The following is a 1,610-nucleotide window of genomic DNA, read 5'->3' as shown; positions in this document are numbered from 1 at the left end:
GGGGCTTCCTCGTCCTTGTTGATGGCGACGATGACCTTTGAGTCCTTCATGCCGGCGAGGTGCTGGATGGCGCCCGAGATGCCCACCGCCACGTAAAGCTCGGGGGCGACCACCTTGCCGGTCTGGCCCACCTGCCAGTCGTTCGGCGCGTAGCCCGAGTCGACGGCCGCGCGGCTTGCGCCCACCGCGGCGCCCAGCTTGTCGGCCAAGGCCTCGATCAGCGCGAACTGCTCCTTCGAGCCGAGCGCCCGGCCGCCCGAGACCACGCGCTTGGCGCTGGTGAGTTCCGGCCGGTCCGAGGCCGCCACCTCGTCGCCCACCCAGGACGACAGGCGAGGGTCGTCGGCCAGGGCCGCATCGTCGACCGGGGCCGCGCCGCCCGTGCCCGCCGCGTCGAAGCTCGCGGTGCGGATCGTCAGCACCTTGGTCGCGTCGCGCGAGCGCACCGTCTGGATGGCATTGCCGGCATAGACCGGGCGCTCGAAGGTCTGGGCGTCGATCACCTTCGAGACCTCGGGGATCACCATCACGTCGAGCATCGCCGCCACCCGCGGCATGACATTCTTGGCGTCGGTGGTGGCGGGGGCGGCGATGTGCTCGTAGTCCCCGGCAAGCGAGGCCAGCAGTGCCGCGGTGGGCTCGGCCAGGCGGTGGCCGTAGGCCGGGCCTTCCGCCACCAGCACCTTGGCGACGCCCTGGATCGTGGCCGCCTCGGCGGCGGCCTCGCGGGCGCTGGCCCCCGCGCAGAGCACCGTCACCTCGCCCAGGGGCGCCATCGCCGCCACCGCCTTGGCCGTGGCGTCCCGGTTCAGAACGCCGCCCGTCACCTCGCCCAGAAGAAGAACCGCCATCAGATCACCCCCGCGTCTTTCAGTTTCGCCACCAGCTCATCGACCGAGCCGACCTTGATGCCCGCGCTGCGCCCCTCGGGCTCGCGGGTCGAGACCACCTCGAGCCGCGGCGCGACATCGACGCCCAGATCGGCGGCCGTTTTCTCCTCCAGGGGCTTCTTCTTGGCCTTCATGATGTTGGGCAGGCTCGCATAGCGCGGCTCGTTCAGGCGCAGGTCGGCCGTCACGATCGCCGGAAGCGCCACGGAGATGGTCTGCAGGCCCCCGTCCACCTCGCGGGTGACCTTGGCCTGATCGCCGTCGATCTCGAGCTTGGAGGCGAAGGTCGCCTGGCCCCAACCCAAGAGCGCCGCCAGCATCTGCCCGGTCGCGTTCATGTCGTTGTCGATGGCCTGCTTGCCCGCGATCACAAGGCGCGGCTGTTCCTGATCAACCACCGCCTTGAGGATCTTGGCCACCGCGAGGGGCTCGATGTCCTGATGCACGTCGTCCGCCGCCACCACAAGGATCGCCCGGTCGGCGCCCATGGCCAGCGCGGTCCTCAGCGTCTCGGCCGCCTGCTTCACGCCGACGCTGACCACGATCACCTCGGCGGCCGCGCCCCGCTCCTTGAGACGGATCGCCTCCTCCACCGCGATCTCGTCGAACGGGTTCATCGACATCTTCACATTGGCCAGATCGACGCCGGACCCGTCCGCCTTCACCCGAGCCTTCACGTTGTAGTCGATCACCCGCTTCACGGGCACCAGGATCTTCATG

General features: G+C 69.9%; 2 protein-coding genes. Both read right to left on the bottom strand.

Annotated features, from left to right (window positions below):
- The coding region (locus tag ACFOM8_RS22935; protein ID WP_377764674.1) for an electron transfer flavoprotein subunit alpha/FixB family protein at positions 1-851 on the bottom strand (851 nt) is incomplete at its 3' end.
- Positions 851-1,609 carry an electron transfer flavoprotein subunit beta/FixA family protein gene (locus ACFOM8_RS22930; protein WP_377764673.1) on the bottom strand — a complete coding sequence of 253 codons (759 nt, stop codon included), beginning with the start codon at positions 1,607-1,609 and terminating at the stop codon, positions 851-853. The genes ACFOM8_RS22935 and ACFOM8_RS22930, both read right to left, overlap by 1 nt.
- Position 1,610: the final 1 nt, after the last annotated feature.

The organism is Paracoccus angustae (assembly GCF_042648745.1).
Classification (GTDB): domain Bacteria; phylum Pseudomonadota; class Alphaproteobacteria; order Rhodobacterales; family Rhodobacteraceae; genus Paracoccus; species Paracoccus angustae.
The sequence above is the reverse complement of the archived record's forward strand: the minus strand, read 5'-3'. Positions and strand labels throughout refer to the sequence as shown.

What these genes read in the sequence shown, in the direction of transcription:
- ACFOM8_RS22930 (WP_377764673.1), bottom strand. Translation starts at nt 1,609, where the DNA reads ATGAAGATCCTGGTGCCCGTGAAGCGGGTGATCGACTACAACGTGAAG.